Origin of the sequence: Pararhodospirillum oryzae, from assembly GCF_007992075.1 — a bacterium.
GTDB classification, from domain to species: domain Bacteria; phylum Pseudomonadota; class Alphaproteobacteria; order Rhodospirillales; family Rhodospirillaceae; genus Pararhodospirillum; species Pararhodospirillum oryzae.
The window spans coordinates 1-20,585 of record NZ_BJZO01000041.1 but is presented as its reverse complement, the minus strand read 5'-3'; the positions used below and the strand labels follow the sequence as shown (position 1 = coordinate 20,585).

19 protein-coding genes are annotated in these 20,585 nt (G+C 69.0%); 6 read left to right on the top strand and 13 right to left on the bottom strand.

The genetic code is table 11. From position 1 onward, the window contains the following. Nucleotides 1-50: 50 nt before the first annotated feature. On the bottom strand, nt 51-848 hold the full coding sequence (locus ROR02_RS08645; protein ID WP_246135469.1) for a ComF family protein: 798 nt from the start codon (nt 846-848) through the stop codon (nt 51-53). Nucleotides 849-927: 79 nt separating this feature from the next. Here ROR02_RS08645 and ROR02_RS08640 point away from each other — a divergent pair, with 79 nt between their 5' ends. After that, nucleotides 928-1,794, top strand: coding sequence for a methyltransferase domain-containing protein (locus tag ROR02_RS08640; protein ID WP_307725148.1), 867 nt, complete (start codon nt 928-930; stop codon nt 1,792-1,794). Between the two features lie 12 nt (nt 1,795-1,806). Here ROR02_RS08640 and ROR02_RS08635 read toward each other — a convergent pair whose 3' ends face one another. The 10 genes from ROR02_RS08635 to ROR02_RS08590 all read right to left on the bottom strand — a co-directional run bounded on the left by ROR02_RS08635 (nt 1,807) and on the right by ROR02_RS08590 (nt 12,781). Continuing rightward, complete coding sequence (locus tag ROR02_RS08635; protein WP_170245037.1) at nt 1,807-2,232, bottom strand: response regulator; 426 nt, start codon at nt 2,230-2,232, stop codon at nt 1,807-1,809. A 273-nt stretch (nt 2,233-2,505) separates the two neighbouring features. Continuing rightward, nucleotides 2,506-3,447, bottom strand: coding sequence for a hydroxymethylglutaryl-CoA lyase (locus tag ROR02_RS08630; RefSeq protein WP_147163637.1), 942 nt, complete (start codon nt 3,445-3,447; stop codon nt 2,506-2,508). A 53-nt stretch (nt 3,448-3,500) separates the two neighbouring features. Next, complete coding sequence (locus ROR02_RS08625) at nt 3,501-5,495, bottom strand: acetyl/propionyl/methylcrotonyl-CoA carboxylase subunit alpha (protein ID WP_147163620.1); 1,995 nt, start codon at nt 5,493-5,495, stop codon at nt 3,501-3,503. A gap of 80 nt (nt 5,496-5,575) precedes the next feature. After that, complete coding sequence (locus tag ROR02_RS08620) at nt 5,576-6,370, bottom strand: enoyl-CoA hydratase-related protein (protein WP_147163619.1); 795 nt, start codon at nt 6,368-6,370, stop codon at nt 5,576-5,578. Nucleotides 6,371-6,390: 20 nt separating this feature from the next. Beyond that, complete coding sequence (locus tag ROR02_RS08615) at nt 6,391-7,998, bottom strand: carboxyl transferase domain-containing protein (protein WP_147163618.1); 1,608 nt, start codon at nt 7,996-7,998, stop codon at nt 6,391-6,393. Between the two features lie 160 nt (nt 7,999-8,158). Then, on the bottom strand, nt 8,159-8,761 hold the full coding sequence (locus ROR02_RS08610; protein WP_147163617.1) for a 2-hydroxychromene-2-carboxylate isomerase: 603 nt from the start codon (nt 8,759-8,761) through the stop codon (nt 8,159-8,161). 27 nt (nt 8,762-8,788) lie between these two features. Beyond that, on the bottom strand, nt 8,789-9,472 hold the full coding sequence (locus ROR02_RS08605) for an SDR family oxidoreductase (protein ID WP_147163616.1): 684 nt from the start codon (nt 9,470-9,472) through the stop codon (nt 8,789-8,791). A gap of 96 nt (nt 9,473-9,568) precedes the next feature. Further along, entirely contained in the window at nt 9,569-10,771 is a 1,203-nt protein-coding gene (locus tag ROR02_RS08600; protein ID WP_147163615.1) for a thiolase family protein, read from the bottom strand. Between the two features lie 10 nt (nt 10,772-10,781). Beyond that, the gene (locus ROR02_RS08595; protein ID WP_147163614.1) at nt 10,782-11,624 is read right to left on the bottom strand and encodes a DNA polymerase beta superfamily protein; all 843 of its coding nucleotides are present in this window, start codon (nt 11,622-11,624) and stop codon (nt 10,782-10,784) included. Between the two features lie 38 nt (nt 11,625-11,662). Beyond that, nucleotides 11,663-12,781 carry an isovaleryl-CoA dehydrogenase gene (locus ROR02_RS08590; protein WP_147163636.1) on the bottom strand — a complete coding sequence of 373 codons (1,119 nt, stop codon included), beginning with the start codon at nt 12,779-12,781 and terminating at the stop codon, nt 11,663-11,665. A 316-nt stretch (nt 12,782-13,097) separates the two neighbouring features. Here ROR02_RS08590 and ROR02_RS08585 point away from each other — a divergent pair, with 316 nt between their 5' ends. Together ROR02_RS08585 and ROR02_RS08580 are read left to right on the top strand one after the other, a co-directional pair. After that, a complete protein-coding gene (locus tag ROR02_RS08585) occupies nt 13,098-14,492 on the top strand; it encodes a hypothetical protein (RefSeq protein WP_147163613.1) in 1,395 nt (464 codons plus the stop codon). A 312-nt stretch (nt 14,493-14,804) separates the two neighbouring features. Beyond that, nucleotides 14,805-15,125, top strand: a complete 321-nt coding sequence (locus tag ROR02_RS08580) for a hypothetical protein (RefSeq protein ID WP_147163612.1) — start codon at nt 14,805-14,807, stop codon at nt 15,123-15,125. Between the two features lie 261 nt (nt 15,126-15,386). Here ROR02_RS08580 and ROR02_RS08575 read toward each other — a convergent pair whose 3' ends face one another. Beyond that, the gene (locus ROR02_RS08575; RefSeq protein ID WP_147163611.1) at nt 15,387-15,833 is read right to left on the bottom strand and encodes a hypothetical protein; all 447 of its coding nucleotides are present in this window, start codon (nt 15,831-15,833) and stop codon (nt 15,387-15,389) included. A gap of 210 nt (nt 15,834-16,043) precedes the next feature. Between ROR02_RS08575 and ROR02_RS08570 the strand changes: the two genes are divergently transcribed. Beyond that, the gene (locus ROR02_RS08570; RefSeq protein ID WP_170245036.1) at nt 16,044-17,102 is read left to right on the top strand and encodes a GGDEF domain-containing protein; all 1,059 of its coding nucleotides are present in this window, start codon (nt 16,044-16,046) and stop codon (nt 17,100-17,102) included. 94 nt (nt 17,103-17,196) lie between these two features. On the opposite strand, the gene ROR02_RS08565 is transcribed toward ROR02_RS08570, so the two are convergent. Beyond that, a complete protein-coding gene (locus tag ROR02_RS08565; protein ID WP_147163609.1) occupies nt 17,197-17,565 on the bottom strand; it encodes a HigA family addiction module antitoxin in 369 nt (122 codons plus the stop codon). A gap of 126 nt (nt 17,566-17,691) precedes the next feature. Between ROR02_RS08565 and ROR02_RS08560 the strand changes: the two genes are divergently transcribed. Both ROR02_RS08560 and ROR02_RS08555 read left to right on the top strand, forming a co-directional pair. Next, nucleotides 17,692-19,968, top strand: a complete 2,277-nt coding sequence (locus ROR02_RS08560; protein WP_147163608.1) for an ATP-dependent helicase — start codon at nt 17,692-17,694, stop codon at nt 19,966-19,968. Nucleotides 19,969-20,056: 88 nt separating this feature from the next. Next, nucleotides 20,057-20,585: GNAT family N-acetyltransferase (locus ROR02_RS08555; protein ID WP_147163607.1), on the top strand; the 529-nt coding region annotated here is incomplete at its 3' end.

Genomic DNA, 20,585 nt, shown 5'->3' with positions numbered 1-20,585 from the left:
CGGTGTCGGGTGCGATCACGCCAGGGGGTTCCCAGGGGGCGGGGCCCGGGTCAGTGTTGCAGGGGAACCCGGGCCAGGGTCAGGACCACGATCCGGGTCGCGCCGGCCTCGCGCAGGACGCGGGCGCAGGCCTCGGTAGTGGCGCCGGTGGTGAGCACGTCATCCACCAGCACGATGGTCCGCTCCGCCACGTGGTCGGGCACGCGCACCCGAAAGGCGCCGCGCACGTTGGCGTATCGGCCGCCCGGGGGGCGCAGTCCTTGCGGGGGCGTGGCGCGCACGCGGATCAGCGCGCGCGGGCGCACCTCAAGGCCGCTGGCCCGGCCAAGGGCGAAGGCCAGCAGGGCGGACTGGTTGTAGCGGCGCCTGAACAGGCGGGTCCAGTGCAAGGGCACGGGAACCAGCACGGCCCCGGGCTCCAGGAGGGAACGCCCGGCCCGGGCCATCCAGCGGCCAAGCGCGGGCACGCTTTCGGGGCGGTCGCCGTTTTTCAGGCGCAAGATCAAGGGGGCCGAGCCATCATCGTAAACCAGGACGGCGCGGGCCTGGTCAAAGGCCGGGGCGCGGCGCAGGCAGGCCCCGCAGCACAGCAATACCCCGGGCTGGGGCGGATCGGGCAGGGGCAGGCCACACCTCGCGCACACGGGCTCGGTGATGAAGGTCAGGCGAGCGAAGCACTCGGGGCACACCGCGCCCGTGTCCAGCACCACGGCCCCGCAGGCAAGGCAGCGCGGCGGCAGCAGGAAATCAAGGCCGGCGCGCGCCAGTGCCTGCCCCCGCCGGCCAAGGGCGGCCAGGGGCGAAGCCAGGGCGGCGCCACGGCGCGCGAGCCAGGGGGCAAGGGGCATGGAGAGGGGCCACGGTGACAGAAACGGACGGGGCAGTTTATCATGCCCTCCATCCTTCGCCCATTGCCCGGGGGTTCCGGTGACCAGCACGGCCTGTTCCTTGTCTTCTCCCTCCGATCCCATGAGCGTCTTCGACCGCGCGCTGGTGCGCCGCCATCGCGAGCGCGCCGCGCCGGCCTTCGACGCCCACGACTTTTTGTTCGTGGAAGCGGCCGAACGGCTGGTCGAGCGGCTGGACGATATCGTGCGCCCGTTCCCGGTGGCCCTGGATCTGGGCTGCCACGCGGGCGCGGTGGGCCAGGCCCTGGAGCGGACCGGCCTGCGCGCGCGCAAGGGCATCGAGACCCTGGTGCAGGCCGATCTGGCCCCCGCCCTGGCCCGGCGCGCGGCCCGGGCTCTCCCCGACGTGCCCACCTTCGTGGCCGACGAGGAATGGTTGCCGCTGCGCCCGGCCAGCCTGGATCTGGTGCTCTCAGCCCTCAGCCTCCATTGGGTCAACGATCTGCCCGGGGTGCTGGTGCAACTGCGGCGCGCCTTGCGCCCCGGGGGCGTGCTGCTGGCCAGCCTGCTGGGGGGCGAAACCCTGGTGGAACTGCGCGCGTGCCTCGCCGAGGCCGAACTGGCCGTGGAAGGCGGGGTGTCGCCCCGGTGCAGTCCGCTGGCCGCCGTGCGCGACGTGGGCGACTTGCTGGTGCGCGCGGGCTTCGCGCTGCCCACCGTGGACGCCGAGGCCATTCCCGTGCACTACGCCGAGCCCGTGCGCCTGCTCGCCGACCTGCGCGGCATGGGGGAAAGCAACGCGGTGGCGGCGCGGCGTCGCGTGCCCCTGCGCCGCGAAACCCTGGCCCGGGCGCTGGAGCTGTACAACGCCCGCCACGCCACGCCCGAGGGCCGGGTGGTGGCGACCTTCGAGGTCATCACCCTGATTGCCTGGGCGCCCGGATGACGGGAAGCCTTGTCACGAGCGGTGCATGGGGATGAGCGTGGCCTTCAAGGTGCGCTCGATCGACTGTTGCAAGATCTTGGTCGATACCGGCTTGACCAGGTAGGCGTTGACCGACAAGGACCGGGCGGTGAGAACCGAGGATTCCGAGGCATCGCCGGTGAGCATGATCACCGGGGTCGCGGCCAGCGTGGCGTCGGCGGACTTGCGGACCTGCTTGAGGTAGTGGAAGCCATCCACCATCGGCATGTGAATGTCGCAAAACACCACGTCGGGGCGGTGCTGGACGGTTTCAAGGAAGCCTTCGGCGGCGTTGGCGCTTTCAAAGATGTTGGATTGCGGCAAGCCGATCATGCCGAGCTGCCGGCGCAGCGTCGTGCGGATGAGCGGCTCGTCGTCGATGACGAGAATCTTCAGGCGCCGACACTCGACAGAATCCATGAGCCATCCGTTGAAACGACCGAGCCCCCTTGGGGGCCCGCCGTTTTGTCTCGCTGCGATGCTTCGCCCGCCGGTCCCATTGTACGGCTCTTTTGATCGCCATGGGACTCCTTCCCCGCACGCCGGGGCAAGTAGCATGGGGATCGATCGTTGAACAAGGCGCCCGGGGATTATTTTTTTCGGGCAGACCAACGTTCTTCGGATGAAGTGAACCACGCTGGGAGCGGACCGCCTCAGGCAAGGCGCCGTTCCACCCTTGGGGGAGGGAAGGGCTCAGGCCCGCCGGCCGGCCCGCGCGCGCCCGACGCGGGAGGGCAGCGGGCGCCCCAGCACGGCGCCGATGGTCTCGCCGGCGCGACACAGGGCATCCAGGTCAACCCCCGTGGCCACCCCCAGGCCTTCAAGCATGTAGACCACGTCCTCGGTGGCGACGTTGCCGCTGGCGCCGGTGGCGTAGGGGCAGCCGCCGAGGCCGGCCACGGAGCTGTCCACGGTCCGCACGCCCCGTTCCAGCACCGCGAGCAGGTTGGCCAGGGCCTGGCCATAGGTGTCGTGGAAATGGGCGGCCAGGGCCTCGCGCGGCAGCGAGGCGGCCACGGTCTCGACCAGGGCGACCGCTTGCCCCGGCGTGCCCACGCCGATGGTATCGCCCAGCGAGATCTCGGCGCACCCCATGGCCCACAGGGCTTCGGCAACCCTTACCACGGCGCCCGCTGGCACGGCGCCCTCGTAGGGGCAGCCCAGCACGCACGACACATAGCCGCGCACCCGCAGGCCCCGCGCCCGGGCCTCGCGGGCAACCTCGGCCAGGCGGGTCAGGCTGTCGTCGATCGAGCAGTTGATGTTGCGCCGCGAAAAGGTTTCCGACGCGGCCGCGAACACGGCGATGTCGGTGAGGTTCGCGGCGTCCAGGGCAGCGTCCAGGCCTTTTTTGTTGGGCACCAGAACCGGGGTGCGCACGCCCGGGCGGGGGGCGAGCGCGGCCAGGACCCGGTCGGTGTTGGCCATTTGCGGCACCCAGGTGGGCGAGACAAAGGCGCCGGCCTCGATCTCGGTCAGGCCGGCGTCGGCCAGGGATTCGATCAGGGCAACGCGCTCGGTAACGCTGACCGAGACGGCCTCGTTTTGCAGGCCGTCGCGGGGGCCAACCTCGACCAGATGCACGGCCGGGGAGATTCCGGGCAACCCAACCGGGGCCAGCGGGAAGGACGGCATGGGCTCGGGGTCGGGGGCGCACAGGGGCGGGAGGTCGGGCGTGAACGATCCGGTCATGGGGCGTCCTCCAGGGCGATCAGGGCACTGCCGTCCTCGACCTGCTCGCCCACCGCCGGAAACACCTGGGCGACGATGCCGGCGTAGGGCGCGGCGATGGTGGTTTCCATTTTCATGGCTTCCATCACGATCAGGGGCTGGCCGCGCTCCACGGCCTCGCCGGGGGCGACCAGGACCTGGACCACGCGCCCGGGCATGGGGGCGTTGAGACTGCCGCCCACGTCGGCCGTGGCTTCCTCGGCGGCCTTGGGCAGGCCCAGGACGTGCTGATGGCCGCCCGAAAGCACCACCAGGTCGTCGCCCAGGCGCACCACCGTGGCGCGCCGGGCCAGGCCGTCGATCTCGGCCACCAGCTCGCCGTGGTCGCCCAGGGTGCCGAGCGCGGTCAGCACCCGGCCCGAGGGCAGGGCGATTTCAAAGCGCCCCGGGCGATAGTGCACGATCAGGCGCACCAGTTCGGCCCCGTCGCGCAGATCGAGGGTGTACTGGTTGTCGTCGTTCAGGCGCCAGCCATCGGCCCGGTGCCAGGGCGAATAGGGATCGTGCGAGGCCCGGGCCCGCTCCGCCGTCAGCCGCTGTTCCTTGAGCAGCACGAACAAGGCGGCCAGGGTCAGGGTTTCCGGGTCGGCGGGGCGGGGCGCGGGGAACAGGGCGCTGGCGTGGGTTTCGATGAAGCGGGTGGACAGGGCCCCGGCGGCAAAGGCGGGATGGGCCGCCACCGCGCCCAGGAATTCGATGTTGGTGGCGATGCCGGCCACCTGCACCTCGGTCAGGGCCCCGCGCAGGCGGCGCAAGGCGGCGTCGCGATCCACGTCCCACACGATCAGCTTGGCGAGCAGGGGATCGTAGTGAACCGACACCCGGTCGCCCTCGACGATGCCGGTATCCAGGCGCACGTGCGGGCCGGTCGCGGGCGGACGCAGGTGGCGGATCTTGCCGGTGGAGGGCGCGAAGTCGCGGGCCGGATCCTCGGCGCACAGGCGGGCCTCGAAGGCATGGCCCTGGGCGGTGATCGCGTCGGCCCCCTTGGGGAGCGGTTCGCCCGCCGCCACCCGCAGCTGCCATTCGACCAGATCCAGGCCGGTGATCATTTCCGTGACCGGGTGTTCCACCTGAAGGCGGGTGTTCATTTCGATGAAGTAGAAGGCGTCGTCCTGGACCAGGAACTCGACCGTGCCCGCGCCCTCGTAGGCCACGGCGCGGGCGGCGGCGATGGCGGCCTCGGCCAGGCCGGCGCGCAAGGGGGCGGCGAGGCCCGGGGCCGGGGCTTCCTCGATCACCTTCTGATGGCGGCGCTGGATCGAGCAATCCCGGTCGAACAGGGTCACGGTGGTGCCAAGGCGATCGGCGAAGACCTGGACTTCCACGTGGCGCGGGTGATCGAGGTATTTTTCCAGCAAGATCCGGTCGTCGCCAAAGGCGGCCCGGGCCTCGCGCCGGGCGGCGGCCAGGGCGGGGCCGAAGCCGGCTTCGTCGTCCACCACCCGCATGCCCTTGCCACCGCCGCCGGCACTGGCCTTGATCAGCACCGGAAACCCGATCTCGCGCGCGGCCTGGGTCAGCCGGGCGTCGGAGGCCTCCTCGGCGTGGAAGCCGGGGATCAGGGGCACCCCGGCCCGGGCCATCAGGGCCTTCGACTCGGCCTTGGAACCCATGACCCGGATGGCGGGCACGGGCGGGCCGATGAAGGTGATCCCGGCCGCCTGGCAGGCCTCGGCGAAGGCGGCGTTTTCCGACAGGAAGCCATAGCCGGGGTGGATGGCCTGGGCCCCCGTGGCCTGGGCCGCCTCGATCAGGCGGGGAATGCGCAGGTAGCTTTCGGCCGGGGGCGCGGGCCCCAGGCGCACCGCCTCGTCGCACAGGCTGACGTGGCGGGCCTGGGCGTCGGCGTCGGAAAACACGGCCACGGTGCGCACGCCCAGCCGGCGCGCCGTGCGCGCGATGCGACACGCGATCTCGCCCCGGTTCGCGATCAGGATCTTGGTGAACATGAACGGTCCCTCCCTGGGGATGTCTTTTCTTTTTCTGGTCGCGGGCGCCCTCCCGGAGGGGCCCCTAGGCGGAGGGGCCCCTACGCGGAGGGGATGGTCCAGGCGGGCGGGCGCTTGTCCAGGAAAGCCCCGATGCCTTCGCGGCCCTCGGCACTGGCGCGGCGCGTGGCAATGCGCCGGGCGGTTTCGGCGTGCAGGGCCTCGTCGTCGGGGGGCAAGGCGTCAACCAGGCGCAACAGATCCTTGGCCGCCGCCTGGGCCTGGGGGGCACCCCGGTGCAGGTCGCGCGTCACGAGGGACAGGGCGTCGTCCAGGGTGGCGGGCGAGACCACGGTGCTGACCAGCCCCAGGGCCTGGGCCTCGGCGGCGTCGAAGCGCTCGCCGGTCAGGAACAAACGCCGGCAGGCCCGGGTTCCGATCGCGCGCGCGACGTAAGGGGCAATCACCGCCGGAATCAGCCCCAGGCGCACCTCGGACAGGCAAAACAGGGCCTCGGTGCTGGCCAGGGCAATGTCGCAGGCCGCGACCAGCCCGACCCCGCCTCCGAAGGCCGGGCCATCGACCACGGCCACGGTGGGCTTGGGGCACTGGTCCAAGGTGGCCATCAGGCGGGCGAGCCCGTGGGCGTCGGCTTCGTTTTCCTCGGGACCGCAGGCGGCCAGACGGCGCATCCACTCCAGATCGGCGCCGACGCAAAACGTCCCGGGGGTGCCGGTCAGCACGATGACCCGGACGTGATCATCGGCGCCCAGGCGCTCCAGCGCCTCGATCAGGGCGGCGATCAGGGTTTCGTCGAAGGCGTTGTGAACCTGGGGGCGGTTCAAGGTCAGACGCACGACCTGCGGGCTATCGCGGTCTTCCAGCAACGGGGACATGGCGGGGCTCCTGGTTCGGATCACATGCGAAACACGCCAAAGGGCGAGGGCTCGATGGGGGCATTGAGCGCCGCCGACAAGGATAACGCCAGGGTCATGCGGGCGTCGGCCGGGTCCACGATGCCGTCATCCCACAGCCGGGCGCTGGCATAGTAGGGGTGGCCTTGGGTTTCGTACTGGGCGCGAATCGGGGTTTTGAAGGCTTCCTCGTCCTCGGGGGGCCAGGTCTGGCCCTGCGCTTCCAGGGCGTCGCGGCGCACCTGGGCCAGCACGTTGGCCGCCTGCTCGCCGCCCATGACCGAGATCCGGCTGTTGGGCCAGGTCCACAGGAAGCGGGGATTGTAGGCGCGCCCGCACATGGCGTAGTTGCCCGCCCCGTAGGACCCGCCAATGATCATGGTCAGGCGCGGCACCCGCGCGCAGGCCACGGCGGTGACCATCTTGGCGCCGTCCTTGGCGATGCCCCCCGCCTCGACCTTGCGTCCGACCATGAAGCCGCTGATGTTTTGCAGGAAGATCAAAGGAATGCCCCGCTGGGCGCACACCTGCACGAAATGCGCCCCCTTCTGCGCGCTTTCACCGAACAAGATGCCGTTGTTGGCGACGATGCCCACGGGGTAGCCGAACAGGCGCGCGAAGCCGCACACCAGGGTGGGGCCATAGAGGGCGCGGAACTCGTCCAGGCGCGAGCCATCGACCAGGCGGGCAATGATCTCGCGCACGTCGTAGGGCTTGCGGGGGTCGGCGGGGAGGATGCCATAGACCTCGGCCGGGTCGTAGAGGGGATCCTCGGGCGCCCGGACATCCAGGCTCACCCGCTTGACTCGGTTGAGCCCGGCAACCACCCGGCGCGCCAGCGCCAGGGCGTGGCGGTCGTCCTGGGCGTAATGGTCGGTCACGCCCGAGATCCGGCAATGGACATCGGCGCCCCCCAGTTCCTCGGCGCTGACCACCTCGCCGGTCGCCGCCTTGACCAGGGGGGGGCCGCCCAGGAAGATCGTGCCCTGGCCGCGCACGATGATGCTTTCGTCGGCCATGGCCGGCACGTAGGCGCCTCCGGCCGTGCAACTGCCCATCACCACCGCGATCTGGGGAATCCCGGCCGCGCTCAGGGTGGCCTGGTTGTAGAAAATGCGTCCGAAGTTGTCGCGATCGGGGAAAACCTCGTCCTGGCGGGGCAGGAAGGCGCCCCCGGATTCCACCAGGTAAACGCACGGCAGATTGTTTTCGCGCGCGATTTCCTGGGCGCGCAGGTGCTTCTTGACCGTGAGCGGGTAATAGGACCCGCCCTTGACCGTGGCATCGTTGGCCACGATCACGCATTCCACCCCCTCGATGCGGCCAATGCCGGTGATGATGCCGGCCGCCGCCACCGGATCGTCGTACACCCCCCAGGCGGCGAACTGGCTGAACTCCAGGAACGGCGAGCCCACGTCGAGAAGGCCGCGCACCCGGTCGCGGGGCAGCATCTTGCCCCGGGCCAGATGGCGTTCCCGGGCGCGCTCGCCGCCTCCTTGCTTGATGTGGACCACCTGGGTCCGCAGGTCGGCCACCAGGCCTTCCATGCGGGCGCGGTTGGCCTTGAAGTCCTCGGAGCGCGGGTTAAGGGCGCTTTTGATCACGCTCACGGACGTTTTCCTTCCCTGCCTGATCCCGTCTCGCGCGGGGGACGGGCGTTCGTGTCGGTGTTTTTTATTTTTTATGGTACGCAATAGCCGTTATTCGCGGCTTTCCGGGCCCGGGAGCCGGTCCGGGAAGGATCCCCCCGGACCGGCCAGGGAGAAGACGCTACCAGCCGCCCCGGCTCAGCCACGCCTCAAGCATGTCCAGGCGATCGGCGCCCCAGAAGGGTTCGCCATCGACCAGGACATAAGGCACCCCGCACACCCCATCCTTGCGGGCGCGCTCGACTTCGTCGATCAGGCGGGATTTCCAGGTGGGATCGCGGGTCACGGCCAGGACCTCGTCGGGATCATGGCCCAGCGTGGCCGCGAGGGCCGCGATCTCGGCCGGGTCGGCGATGTCGCGCCCCTCGCGGAAGTAGGCGCGGAACACCGCCAGGGCAAAGGCCTGGGCCGGCTCGCGGCCCTGGGCGCGCACCCAGTGAAAGGTGCGCGCGGCCGCCGTGGTCAGCACGGGAAAAACGGCGGGCAAACGGCCTTCCAGGCCATGGAGGCGAAAACAGCGCGCGATGTCGCGGCGGAAGTAGGCGCCCTTGAGGGGCTGGTGCAGCAAGGGTTCGTTGCCGCTTTCTCGCATCAGGGGCCCCACCAGGATGGCCCGCCAGCGCACTTCCCGGGCATGGCGCGCCGCGATCATGGTGATCCGCTCGGCGGCGATCCAGCTGTAGGGGCTGGTGAAGTCGAAATAGAAGGTCAACGGTTCCGGCATGGGCGGGCTCCGGCCAGGGCTGGGAGATTACCAGGGGATTTCCTGGCCGTTGTAGGCCAGGAAGCGCCCGCTGTCGGCCGGGGTCAGGGCCTCGATGACCCGGCGCAGGCCGGTGATCGATTCCGGGGCGTCGATCATGCCGTTGGGGCCGCCCATGTCGGTGCGCACCCAGCCCGGATGCAGCGCGGCCACGGTGATGCCAAGCGGTGCCAGATCAATGCTCAGGCTTTTGATCACGGCGTTTAGCGCCGCCTTGGAGGAGCGGTAGATGTACTCGCCCCCCGAGGTATTCTCGGCCATCGAGGCCATGAGCGACGACACATACACCGCCCTGGCTCCCTTCGCCGCCTTGAGCGAGGGCAACAGGGCCTCGGTGAGCTTCAAGGGGGCAATGGCATTGATGCGAAAGGTGTGCTCCCAGGCGGCGACATCGACCTGGCCCAGGACCTGCTGGCCTTCCTTGCCGCCGTAGACGCCGGCGTTGCAGATGAACAGGTCGAGGGCGCGCCCGGCCAGGCGCGCGCCAAAGGCGCCGATGGCGGCGGGTTCGCCCACGTCGAGGGCCAGTTCCTCGACCCCCAGGGCGCCCAGGGCGTCGGCGCCCACGGGATCGCGGCACGCGGCGATCACCTCCCAGCCCGAGGCTTTGTACTGGCGGGCGAATTCCAGGCCCAGGCCGCGATTGGCGCCGGTGATCAGAACGGTGGACATGGGAAACTCCTTGCTTGTCGCGCGGGTCGGTCGGTTCCGGCCGGGGGAGGCCCGGCCGGAAGGGGGGCGGCCACGAAACCCGGGCACGCGAGCGCGCTACTCCACAAGCTCGATGGCAAGGGCGGTGGCCTCGCCACCGCCGATGCACAACGTCGCCACGCCGCGCCGCCCGCCCAGGGCCCGAAGCGTGTGGATCAAGGTCACCACGATGCGCGCCCCCGAGGCGCCGATCGGGTGGCCCAGCGCACACGCCCCCCCGCGACTGTTCACCCGTTCGGGGTCCAGGTCCAGAGCCCGCATCGCGGCCAGGGTGACAACCGCGAAGGCTTCGTTGATTTCCCAGCGGTCAACGTCGGCCACCGTCCAGCCCGCCTTGTCGAGCACGGCCTGGCAGGCGCCGATGGGGGCGGTGGTGAACCAGGCGGGTTCCTGGGCATGGACGGCCTGGGCGCGGATGCGCGCCAGCGGGCGCCAGCCCTCGCGCTCGGCGATCGAGGCCCGGGTCAGGACCAGGGCGGCGGCGCCGTCGGAAATCGAGGAACTGTTGGCGGCGGTCACGGTGCCGCCCTCGCGAAACGCCGGCTTCAGGTGGGGAATGCGCGCGGGATCGGCCTTGCCCGGGGCCTCGTCGATCTCGACCCGGGTGGTGCTCATGCGTCCGGGGACATCCACGGGCACGATTTCGGCCGCGAAGTCGCCGTTGGCCTGGGCCTGGCGGGCCCGCTCCAGCGAGGCGCGCGCGAAGGCGTCCTGCTCGGCGCGCGAAAAGCCCAGGGCCTGGGCGGTGTCCTCGGCGAAGGTGCCCATCAGGCGGCCGGGATCAAAGGCATCCTCCAGCCCGTCCAGGAACATGTGATCGAGCAGGCGGGCGTTGCCCATGCGCAAGCCCCCCCGGGCATGGGGCAGCAGGTGCGGCGCGTTCGACATGCTTTCCATGCCGCCGGCGGCCAGAACCTGGGCGGTGCCGGCCGCGAGGCTGTCGTGGGCGGCCATCAAGGTGGCCATGCCCGAGCCGCACATCTTGTTGAGCGTGGTGCACGGCACCGACCACGGCAGGCCGGCCCCGTGGGCCGCCTGGCGGGCGGGGGCCTGGCCTTGGCCCGCCGGCAGCACGCAGCCCATCAGCACGCCGTCCAGGCGCTCCGGGGGCACGCCCGCGTCCTCGCGGGCGGCCTTGAGGGCGATTCCCCCCAAGGTGGAGGCCTTGACGGAGGAGAGAGCGCCCTGGAAGGCCCCCATGGGGGTGCGGCGGGCGGAAAGAATGACAATGGGATCAGAAGAGGCGGCGCAGGCGGGCATGACGCACTCCCTACGGGGTGGACACAAGAACGCGGTCGCGGGGGGAGGCCGGCGCGGGGGGGACCGGCGGGCCCGGCGGCGCGACCAGGGCACGGTACAGGGGATCAAGCAGGGCCAGCGGCGGGTGGCGGTCGGGCAGGCTGGCGCCCCGCGCCCGGGCATCGTCGAAGACCTGATCGATCCAGGCATCGAGAACGGGCAGGCGACGCTGGGTCAAGGTATCGGCTTCCAGGCTGTCGAGGCAGGCGGCGACCTCGGCGGGCCAGGCGAGGCCGGCGCGCAAGCTCTCCCACGACGCGGGCGGCAAGGTCCCCCGGTCCAGCAGCCAGCGGGTCCGCATCAAGGCGCGCACGACCAGCCCGTACTTGGTCCGCGCGGCCGCGAGGGGGGGATCGGGCAGGAAGGTGTTCATCGCCTCCTTGGCCTCGGCCAGGGCGTCGGCGAGCACGGTCCCGTGCGACAGGCTGCCCGCCAGGGCGTCGATCAGGGCCTGGACGGCCGGCGCGCCGGGGGCCGGCAGGCCGGTGGCGGGATCAAGGGCCGGGCTGGAAAGCCATGTCCAGACCAGGGCGTTGGAGCGCAGCGCCAAGCGGACCGCCCGGCGCGCGTCCCAGGCAACCAGGGAGGGCGCCTCCGGTTCGTCCGTCTCGCCATGGAGCACGTCGGGGGGCTCGGCCAGCCCCAGGTAGGCGTCGGGCGCGCGGGTGAACAAGGCCACCACGGTGGGGGGGGCCAGGGGCGCGCCCGGCACGCCCCACGCCCCCGGGCCGGTGAGCGTGGCGTGGATCACACGAAGATCGTGACGGGATTCCAGGCGGGCCAGGAGATCGGGCACGGGGGAAGGGGGAGGCATGATGGGGTCCGGGCTCGCGACAAGAAGGGAAAGGGAGATCAGGCGGTTTCGGAGAACAGCTCCCGCCCGATCAGCATGCGCCGGATCTCGCTGGTGCCGGCGCCGATTTCATAGAGCTTGGCGTCGCGCAACAGCCGTCCGGCCGGGAATTCGTTGATGTAGCCATTGCCGCCCAGGCACTGGATTGTCTCAAGCGCCATCCAGGTGGCCTTCTCGGCGGCGTACAAGATGGCGCCGGCGGCGTCCTTGCGGGTGGTTTCGCCCCGGTCGCAGGCGCGGGCCACCGTGTACACATAGGCCTTGCAGGCGTTCATGGTGGTGTAGAGATCGGCCAGCTTGCCTTGCATCAGCTGGAAGGTGCCAATGGGCTGGCCGAACTGCTGGCGGTCGTGGACATAGGGCAAGACCACGTCAAGGCAGGCCTCCATCAGCCCCAGGGGGCCGCCGGCCAGAACGAGGCGTTCGTAATCCAGGCCGCTCATGAGGACGCGGACCCCTCCGTTGACCTGCCCCAGGACGTTTTCCTCGGGGACCTCGACATCCTCGAACACCAGTTCGCCGGTGTCCGAGCCCCGCATGCCCAGTTTGTCGAGTTTCTGGGCGCACGAAAAGCCCTTCATGCCCCGCTCGATCACGAAAGCCGTGATGCCCCGCGAACCCGCCTCGGGATCGGTCTTGGCGTAGACCACGACCACGTCCGCCGTGGGGCCGTTGGTGATCCACATCTTGGTGCCGTTCAGGATGTAGCGGTCGCCCTGGCGCCGGGCGCGGGTGCGCATCGACACCACGTCGGAGCCCGCCCCGGTCTCGCTCATGGCCAGGGCGCCCACCCGGGTGCCCTCGATCAGGCCGGGCAGGAACCGGCGCTTCTGCTCGGGGGTCGCGTGGCGGCGGATCTGGTTGACGCACAGATTGGAATGCGCGCCATAGCTCAGGCCCACGCTGCCCGAGGCGCGGCTGATTTCCTGCATGGCCACCACGTGTTCCAGGTAGCCCATGCCGGCGCCGCCGTCCTCCTCCTCCACCGTGATGCCCAGCAGGCCCAAGGCACCCAGCTTGGGCCACAGATCGGGGGGAAAGGTGTTCTCCCGGTCGATCAAGGCGGCGCGCGGCGCGATCTCGGCCGCGGCAAACGCGCGCACGCTGGCGCGCAGCATCCCGGCCGCCTCGCCCAGGTCGAAATTCAAGCCCGGTATCTCAAACACGACGAAACCTCCCTCGACGACAACGGCCCCGCGTCCGCCGGGGGCCCTCTCGGCGCGTCCACCCCGGTTGGCCCCCGACAGGGCGGCGGGCGGTTGGCGCACGGACCCCTTCACCGGGGCCAGGGCAGCGTAGAGGGCGGGAGAAATCCCGTCAACCTTTCCGTTGACGTAAACGTAATGTTTGGGGCCTCACCTAAAATGGGGGGTCGCCCCAAGGCGAGGTTCCGGTGTATGCCTTGGCGGTTCCAAAAACAGGACCTGGGGACGCATGGACTCTTTTCGGACCGTTATCGGCGAGCGCCTGGGGGATGGGGACGTGATCGTTGCCCTGCCCGGTGTCTTGCGCGGCATGGGCCGCCGGGTTGGGGAATGGCTGCCGCACGCGCGCCGCCGCCGCCTGGAGCGCGCGCTTCATCGCCTGTTCCCACGCCTTGCCCTGGTCGAGGCGCGGGTGATGGGGGGGCAGCCGCTGATGTTGCAGGGGCTGAACGCCGACGAGGCCCTGACCAGTCCGGAATGCGTGGAACGGGGCTGGGTGGTGTTTCAAGCCGCCTGGCAAGCCGGGATGTTCGTTCTGCGGGACCTTGAGGGCGACGTGATCGAGTTCGGCAAGAACGGGCTGGAAACCGCCTGCTGCGGCCTGTCGATGCGCGACATCGAGCAGAACGTGGTGGCGATCACCGCCCGCCACCTGTTCGCCGGCAACGAAAGCGGTCTGGAAAAAATCGGCGATGTCCTGGGCGGGATTGAAACCCTGCCCAAGCTGCGGGTGCTGGCCGAGCTGGACCCGTTGCGCCTGGAGGTGTTCCGCGAAGCCCTGGGCCCGCGTTTCGCCCAGGTGCTGGTGGGGGTGTCGCTCGAACAGTTGCAGGCCCTGGCCCTTCTGAAGCCGCATGCCCTGCACTCCTTGCGCAAGGCCATGGGGCGCGAGTTCATCCAGATCACCGAATGGGAAGCGGATGTTCTTGCCGCTCTCGCCGAATGCTTCACCGTTGTTGAACAATACAGGGATCTGGGGGCCTATGTGACGGCCTTGAAGTCGGCCGACCAGGTCCGGGTGATCGGAGGGTGGGAAACCCGCGACGTCACCGACCGGGTGAACCAGGAACGGGTGAAACAGGGCAAGCAGCGCCTGAAGGGACGTCGGTTTGAAACCGATATCGCGGTCATCGTTCATTTCCTGGGGGTGCATTTCGAGGAGCTGCTGGAAAAATCATCGGAACTTTTGGATGTAATCGGCCGGGTGGTGGCCTCGACCGTGCGCCTCAAGGGGCTGGAGCGCAGCGAACGGATCGAACAGATCGACACCCTGGCCTCCCGGTACATGGTCTATCTCACCCCCGAGATGGCCGAAGCGCTGAGGCTGACGGTCAACAACCCGATGATCCTGGGCGTCGAGGGGGCGGATCCCATGCGCAATCCGTCCTTTGCCGAGATTTTGGGGATCCTGGACGGGCTTTGGAACAAAAAGGAATTGGGGCGGCCCTTTTTTGAAGGGGCTTTTCAAAAACCGCAAGGCACCAAGGCCATTGCCGGCCTGGTGGCCGATTTTCTCGAAATGAAACGCCGGGGGTCGGTCAAGGGAGAGGAAGTCGACAAAATTCTTGCGACGACACAGCTTTTGGATGGAAGTCTACGGGGGGTCTATGCCAGGGTTATATAGGTCTGGCCTTCTGACCTAATCTGTTTCGAGTCTTTTCGTCATACCCGGGCGCCAAAGGCGTCCGGGATTCATTAATCGTGCTTAACGCGCGCTTAATGCACGCTCTGGCTATGGCGCGGCGCGGTATTATCTCCTCAGGGTTTCAAAGCGGCTGTCTTCCGACGATTTTCATGGAACTGTTCAAAGACTCGGTCTAAAAGTTTTGGTAAGGGATCCGAGCCGGACGGGTGCCGGCGCGACACGCCACCAAGTATTCGCAAGGCTACATCAAAAAGTCTTGCGGATGGACCAAAAGACCAGTGGAGGACTCCCATGGACGGCAATGGCCCGGGCAGCCATGTGCAATGGCTGTTGTCACGGATGATCGGGGCCTATGCATCGGCCGATCAGTCCGCGCAGTGCGGCGATTTTGCACACTACATCAATGCTTCTCGTTGCTTGGCCGAGCAACTGCGCCAGGCGGCTCTCTCGGGGCATGCTCCTTGCCCGGTGGGGGTGCTTGACTTCCTGGAAATGGTGGAACGCACCACCGCGGGCGGCCAGACGCCCGAGGACCGCGAGCTGCTGGGCCTGATGGACTGGGCCCATCGTCTGTACGAGGAATGCGGATCGGGCCTGGATCAGGGCGACTAAGCCCCGAGGGTTTTCCGATCGGATGCCTTCCGTTGAACGCCCGCGACGGGGCGATCAGCAGTCATTGAAAAAGCCGGGGATGTGGTCAGGTGGAAGGGGAGCGAGGCCGCCAGCGGAGGCCTTGGGGACCTTGCGCATGTCCACGCCCGGCTTGGGGCCAAGCCCGCCCGTGCGTCCTTTGCTGAAGGAAGCACGGGGGTGTTCGCATGAGTGTATTCGGAAGATCCGCCCGGAGCCGGGACGGTTCAAAAACGGATCACGCTAAAACGGGATCCCGTGCTGGGCGAGATGCTCCAGCAGCGGCCCCCCCCGTTTGAGGCCCATCGGGGTCAGAGCCACGGCATCCAGGCGGGCCGGCGTGCCCAAGGTGGCTTGGCGCACCGCCCGCGTGAGCGAGCGCCGGATCAAGGCCGGGTCGCGTTCATCGGTCAACAGCACCGCCACTTCCCACGACACCGCTTCGCCCTCGTGTCCCATGGCCCGCGAGCCATACAAAACGGTGAGGTCCAGGATTTCGCCCAGGTCATGACGCAAGGCGTTCTTGAACTGACGGAGCAGCGGGGCGGTGGCGTTGCGAAAGCCCCGGGCGCGGGCCTCGCGCGATCGGGAGGAGGGGGCGGAGTCTTCCCCAGGGCGCGTTGATCCGGCGTTCCTCGCGGGCGCTTCCTTTTCTCCCTCTCCTGGGCGGATCGACGCTCCGGTTCCCATGGCAACGCGGCCTCCTTTCCGCGAATTCATCACGACATTTTGCCTTTTATTCACATTTCAGGAATACCGTCGCCGTTTCATGGGGGTGGTTTCCTGGTTTCCCTTTCCTGCGCGAGGGGCCCGGTGCCGGGCCCCTCGGGTTTCCAGGCCCTGCGAAATAAGGTATGACGGATGGCCAGGAAGCGGGCGGAACACGGCGGAGTCCTCACCATGGAGTATCCCGAAGCACCCGGGCAGGCCGCATCCATTGCCAGCCAGGCGCTTGCCCGCATGGAGCAGATGGGGGTCGCGCCGCATCCTCGCAATTATACAATATGGTATAGCTATTTTCTCGATCATTATCCCGATCTGCGGCGGCGGATGGATACCCTTCTCTCGGAAGGAACGTCATTCACCGAAACAGTGGGCGAGGAACTGTATAATCGATATTTCACCGCCCAGGAAGAAACCGACGGGATCGCTTCCACCGGATTGAAGCTGGAAGTCACGCTGGAGCAGATGCGCACCTTGTTCTCCAGCGCCCACGCCGGAACCGAGGCCTATAACCGGACCTTGGAGTCGTTCTCGGGCGAGGTCCAGGGCGCCGAGCCCCAGCATGCCGAACGCCTGATCGCCACCGTCCTGGATGAAACCCAGCGCATGCTGGCCACCAACCGCGCCTTGGGCGAGGAACTGGCCCGTTCCTCCGACGAGGTGCGCAAGCTGCGCGAGGATCTTGACCGCGTTCGTCTGGAGGCCCTGACCGATGGCCTCACCGGCATTGCCAACCGCAGGGTTTTCGACGCGACCATCCGCGATCTGACCCACCGCGCCGCCCGCGACGATCTGAACGGGCTGTCCTTGCTGATGGTCGATATCGATCACTTCAAGCGCTTCAATGACACCTTCGGTCATCAAATGGGCGATCAGGTCCTGCGCCTGGTCGCGCGCTTGTTGCAGCAAGGCGTCGATGCCGAGTCGATCGCCACGCGCTACGGCGGCGAGGAGTTCGCGGTGCTGATGCCCAATATCCGGGTGCGCGACGCGGTCGCCACCGCCGAGACCATCCGCCGGCAGGTGGCTTCGAAGCGCGTCACCAACCGGCGCACCAATCAGGATCTGGGGTGCATCACCTTGTCCATCGGCGTGTCCGAATACGTGATCGGCGAGGCCATCGGCCAATTCATCCAGCGCGCCGACGAGGCCTTGTACATGGCCAAGGGCGAGGGGCGTAACCGGGTGGTTTCCCAAATGGAGCTGGAATTGCGCCGCGCCGGGGCCGTCCCTTGAAGCCGGGCATGCCGTCCGCTCCCGGCGCGGGGGGCCCGCGCATGGCGGGCGCCGGCGCCGCGCCCGCTTCCCGGCTCCATGGCCGAAGGCTCGTTCACGCCGTCGCCGGGGCGTCCTCGGCGGGGTCGGTTTCCGGCGGGCTGTCGTCCAGCGGCCGGACCTGATGCTCGGCCAGGGTACTGACCCGCGTTTCCAGTTCCTCGCCGATCACCTGCACCGCCACCCCCAGGTCATGGCGGGCTTGCAGGTTCATCCAGAAAAGCGGCGACGTGGCGAAAAAGCGCCCCAGCCGCAAGGCGGTGTCGGCGGTGATCGCGCGCTGGCCGGCCAGAATGGCGCTTACACGGTTGGGGGGCACCCGCAACGCCCGCGCCAGCTGGTTGACCCCCAGGCGGTGGGGATCCATGAACTGATGCTTCAAGATGCGTCCCGGATGCTGCGGTGGGTCGCCCGGAAGGGCCATCGGTATCTCCCTGGTCAGCAGGCCGGCCGGCAGGATACCCTACCCCCATGATCGCGCAAGCCGGGACATGCGCCTCCTTCGGCGAGAGCGTGTGTTTTTCTCTGTACCAAGAGTAGACATAATCCCATGGACGACCCCTTTTCCCTCGACGACCCCGAGCCCGGCCCCGTTCCCGAGGTTCTGCCGCCCTGGCTGGATGCCCTCAATCCCGAGCAACGCCTGGCCGTGACCACCACCGAAGGCCCGGTTCTGGTGTTGTCGGGCGCCGGCACGGGCAAAACCCGGGTGCTGACCTGCCGGTTGGCCTATCTCCTGGCCACCCGCCCGGTGCGCCCGTGGCGGATCCTGGCCGTGACCTTCACCAACAAGGCCGCGCGCGAGATGCGCGAGCGCGCCGCCGCCCTGATCGGCCCCGACGCCGAACAGGTGTGGCTGGGCACCTTCCACGCCCTGGGGGTTCGCTTGCTGCGTCGCCATGGCGAGCGCGTGGGCCTGCGCCCGGGCTTCACCATTCTTGATACCGACGATCAGGTCCGCCTGCTCAAGCAGATCATGGAAGTGGAAAACCTGGATCTCAAGCGCTGGCAGCCGGCCGTGGCCATGAGCCTGATCCAGCGCTGGAAGGACCGGGGACTTTGCTTCGATGCCCTCCCGGCCGACGCCCCGGGCCGCGACTTCGCCGCCGGCCGTCTGCCCGACCTGTACCGCCAGTACCAAGAACGGCTTTTGGTGGTGAACGCGGTTGATTTCGGCGATCTGCTGCTGCACGGCCTGACCTTGTTCACCAAGCATCCCGACGTGCTGGCCGAGGTCGGCGGGCAGTTCCAGTACATCCTGGTGGACGAATACCAGGATACCAACGTGGCCCAATACCTGTGGCTGCGCCTGCTGGCCCGGGCGCACGGCAACCTCTGCTGCGTGGGCGACGACGACCAGTCGATTTATTCCTGGCGCGGCGCGGCGGTGGGCAACATCTTGCGCTTCGAGCAGGATTTCCCCGGCGCCACCGTGGTCCGCCTGGAACGCAACTACCGCTCCACGTCCACCATCCTGGCCGCCGCCTCCGGCCTGATCGGGCACAACAAGGCCCGCATGGGCAAGGATCTGCGCGCCGCCGACGAAACCCGCGATCCCGGGGCCCCGATCACCGTGTGGGGCGTGTGGGACGGCGCCGAGGAAGCCCGCCGCGTGGTCGAGGAGGCGGAAGCCCTCCAGCGCGCGGGCGAGCCCCTCAACAGCATGGCCATCCTGGTGCGCGTGGGCTTCCAGACCCGCGAGTTCGAGGAACGGCTGATCGTTTCCGGCACCCCCTACCGGGTGATCGGCGGGCCGCGATTCTACGAACGCCAGGAAATCCGCGACGCGCTCGCCTACCTGCGCCTGGCCGCCCAGCCCGACGACAGCCTGGCCTTCGAGCGGGTGGTGAACACCCCGCGCCGGGGCCTGGGCCCCACCACGATCCAGATCCTCAACCGCGTCGCGCGCCTGGAGCGGATCAGCCTGCCCGAGGCCGCGCGCCGCGTGGTGGAAACCGACGAACTGCGCCCGGCCGCCCGGCGCTCCTTGCGCGCCTTCCTGGAAGACCTGTCGCGCTGGCGGGCCCTGGCCGATGGCCTGGATCCGGCCGCCCTGTGCGGCACCATCCTGGATGAAAGCGGCTACGTGGACATGTGGCGGGCCGACAAGGCTCCCGACGCCGAGGGCCGGGTGGAAAACCTCAAGGAACTGGTGGGCGCGCTCAAGGAGTTCGACAGCCTGATCGGATTCCTGGAGCACGTCAGCCTGGTGATGGACAACGAGGCCCGGGCCGCCGAGGACGCCCTCACCTTGATGACCCTGCATGGCGCCAAGGGCCTGGAGTTCGACACCGTTTTCCTGCCCGGCTGGGAGGAGGAGCTGTTCCCCCACCGCCGCGCCCTGGAGGAAAACGGCGTGGAAGGCCTGGAGGAGGAACGCCGCCTCGCCTACGTCGGCCTGACCCGGGCCCGGCGCCGCGTGTTCATCAGCTTCGCCGGATCGCGCCGGGTGTTCGCCGACTGGCGTTCGTGCCTGCCCAGCCGCTTCCTGGACGAGTTGCCGCCCGAGGTGGTGGAAACCGATACCGCGCGCGGTCTCGTGGGCTCGGGCGCGCAGGGGCTGAGCAACGCACCCGGCGGCTGGGGGCGCGTGGGCGGTCCCGGCACGGTGTCCGGAGAGGGGGGGATCCGCCGCCCGTCCCCGGGCTGGTCGGCGCCCCCAACCCGCCCAACGCCGGCTTCCGCCTTCAAGGCCGGCGATCGCGTGTCGCACGAATCCTTCGGCCTGGGCACGGTGCGCGAGGTTTCGGGCGATCGCCTGGACATTGCCTTCGATACCGCCGGCCCGCGCAAGGTCATGGCCGCTTTCGTTACTCTCGCGCGCTGACGGAGGAAGGGGCGTGGGCGTCGGGGGCGCCCGGATCGTCCTCTCGCCCGGGCAACGAACAAAAGGGACAGGAATAATGAAAGGGACCATGATCCGGCCCGCCACCCCCGGGGAGGCGTTCTTGTTGCCGGCGATCGAGCGCAGCGCGGGCGAGATCTTCCGGGAGTGGCCGGGGCTGGAATGGATCGCCGATGACACCGTGCAATCCGAGGACCAGCACCGGGCCTTGATGGCCACGGGCGTGGCACTGGTCGCGGATCTGCCCGACGATGGCGTCGTGGGATTTCTGAACGGCGAGCACCGGGGCGACGCCCTGCATCTCTGGCAGATCGCGGTGCATCGGGCGTGGCAGGGGCGCGGAATCGGGCGCCAGTTGATCGAAGCGGCCGGGCGGGTGGCCCGGGGCCAGGGGCTCCAGGCCCTGACCCTGACCACCTTTCGGGCCGTTGCGTGGAACGAGCCCCTGTATCAACGCCTGGGGTTCATCACCTTGGATTCTGAGGAGATTCCGCCCTGGCTGACGGCGGTTCTGGACGCCGAGGGCCGCGCCGGGATCCCGGTTGCCCGGCGCTGCGCCATGCGCAAGTCCCTTTCATACCAACGGTCGGAACTGATGA

Excerpts from the sequence above, each read along its gene's own strand:
- ROR02_RS08600 (WP_147163615.1), bottom strand. The coding sequence starts at position 10,771 with ATGCCCGCCTGCGCCGCCTCTTCTGATCCCATTGTCATTCTTTCCGCC.
- ROR02_RS08560 (WP_147163608.1), top strand. The coding sequence starts at position 17,692 with ATGGACGACCCCTTTTCCCTCGACGACCCCGAGCCCGGCCCCGTTCCC.
- ROR02_RS08635 (WP_170245037.1), bottom strand. The coding sequence starts at position 2,232 with ATGGATTCTGTCGAGTGTCGGCGCCTGAAGATTCTCGTCATCGACGAC.
- ROR02_RS08630 (WP_147163637.1), bottom strand. The coding sequence starts at position 3,447 with ATGCCGTCCTTCCCGCTGGCCCCGGTTGGGTTGCCCGGAATCTCCCCG.
- ROR02_RS08565 (WP_147163609.1), bottom strand. The coding sequence starts at position 17,565 with ATGGCCCTTCCGGGCGACCCACCGCAGCATCCGGGACGCATCTTGAAG.
- ROR02_RS08605 (WP_147163616.1), bottom strand. The coding sequence starts at position 9,472 with ATGTCCACCGTTCTGATCACCGGCGCCAATCGCGGCCTGGGCCTGGAA.
- ROR02_RS08580 (WP_147163612.1), top strand. The coding sequence starts at position 14,805 with ATGGACGGCAATGGCCCGGGCAGCCATGTGCAATGGCTGTTGTCACGG.
- ROR02_RS08625 (WP_147163620.1), bottom strand. The coding sequence starts at position 5,495 with ATGTTCACCAAGATCCTGATCGCGAACCGGGGCGAGATCGCGTGTCGC.
- ROR02_RS08620 (WP_147163619.1), bottom strand. The coding sequence starts at position 6,370 with ATGTCCCCGTTGCTGGAAGACCGCGATAGCCCGCAGGTCGTGCGTCTG.
- ROR02_RS08595 (WP_147163614.1), bottom strand. The coding sequence starts at position 11,624 with ATGCCTCCCCCTTCCCCCGTGCCCGATCTCCTGGCCCGCCTGGAATCC.
- ROR02_RS08585 (WP_147163613.1), top strand. The coding sequence starts at position 13,098 with ATGGACTCTTTTCGGACCGTTATCGGCGAGCGCCTGGGGGATGGGGAC.
- ROR02_RS08590 (WP_147163636.1), bottom strand. The coding sequence starts at position 12,781 with ATGCTGCGCGCCAGCGTGCGCGCGTTTGCCGCGGCCGAGATCGCGCCG.
- ROR02_RS08645 (WP_246135469.1), bottom strand. The coding sequence starts at position 848 with ATGCCCCTTGCCCCCTGGCTCGCGCGCCGTGGCGCCGCCCTGGCTTCG.
- ROR02_RS08610 (WP_147163617.1), bottom strand. The coding sequence starts at position 8,761 with ATGCCGGAACCGTTGACCTTCTATTTCGACTTCACCAGCCCCTACAGC.
- ROR02_RS08570 (WP_170245036.1), top strand. The coding sequence starts at position 16,044 with ATGGAGTATCCCGAAGCACCCGGGCAGGCCGCATCCATTGCCAGCCAG.
- ROR02_RS08575 (WP_147163611.1), bottom strand. The coding sequence starts at position 15,833 with ATGGGAACCGGAGCGTCGATCCGCCCAGGAGAGGGAGAAAAGGAAGCG.